The organism is Cyanobium sp. NIVA-CYA 375 (assembly GCF_056108345.1).
In genome coordinates this window covers 1-1016 of the sequence record NZ_JBSYHW010000239.1, presented here as the reverse complement: position 1 = coordinate 1016, position 1016 = coordinate 1, and the positions used below count along the sequence as shown (strand labels likewise).

Annotated in this window: 2 protein-coding genes; both read right to left on the bottom strand. The window is 57.2% G+C overall.

The genetic code is table 11. The features are described from left to right. Window positions 1-398 precede the first annotated feature (398 nt). Complete coding sequence (locus AC01FP_RS17800) at window positions 399-623, bottom strand: hypothetical protein (protein WP_474482092.1); 225 nt, start codon at window positions 621-623, stop codon at window positions 399-401. 47 nt (window positions 624-670) lie between these two features. Further along, a partial coding sequence (locus tag AC01FP_RS17795) for a transposase (protein ID WP_474482089.1) occupies window positions 671-1016 on the bottom strand: 346 nt, incomplete at its 5' end.

The following is a 1016-nucleotide window of genomic DNA, read 5'->3' as shown; positions in this document are numbered from 1 at the left end:
TGGAGATCATTAAGCATGCTGTTAGCTTCATAGCCATTCTTAACATATTGCAAAAAACGATTTTGCTCGTAATTATACCGCGGCGAGGAGGAGGCCGGGCTGCTAACACTCGCGACCACAAGTAGAACGAGAAAGCCATGTCGGCCTCCAGCGCAAAACCAATTCAAGGACCTTCCTCTACAGAGAATAAACTTATAGAATGTACAACAGGGGGAGGAAGCAGAGGGCACTATTGGTTGCATAAATTTACAAGAGACGGATCTTTGTGAGCTGTATTGAGATAAGGAGAATCTGGAAAACGTGAGCAGTCCGCGCGCAAATGGTGCCGGTATCGCACGCCAGGACTTGATTGACGAGGAGCAAGCAGCTCGGTTTGTCTGACTACAAGCAGAAGACCGTCAAGAGGCAGACCGTCCGCGAGAAGTTTCTGGCGACACGATGGCGACCGACCTGGCGGCCTGCGCACGCAGCTCCTGATCGATCCGTGGGGAGCCGTAGAAGCCGCGTTGCTCCTGGAATACCGCCTCGATCTCGACGCTGATCACGGCGTTCTCCGCCGCCAGTGGTCCCGGCACCTCCTGCCGCTGCTGCCAGGCGTAGAAACCACTGCGGGCCACATCCAACTGATGGCACAACCATGAGACGGGGTGACGACCTGAAAGCTCAGCTATCAAGCGAAACCTTTCGGCGACAACTGCTCTTTGGCAAAGTGTGCCGCCGCCAGCCGAAAAAAATCCTTCTCCCTCCTGAGCTCCCGGTTTTCCTTGCGGAGCCGGTTGAGCTCAGTCCGCGACTCGCTGGTGTGCAGACACTGGTCCCGGGGACTGGTAGAGCCCTGGTCAAAACGGCTCTGCCGCAGCCAGCGGGCCAGGCTGCTGGACGGAAGGCCAAGGCGTTGAGCAACAACATTGCAGGCGAGGCCCTCCTCGTCTCCTCGCCTGCCCTTGCCGTATTGGCCGTCCTCCTGAGCGTCGATGATCTCGGCCTTGCGCAGCAATGCCCGCATTTCAGCCTCC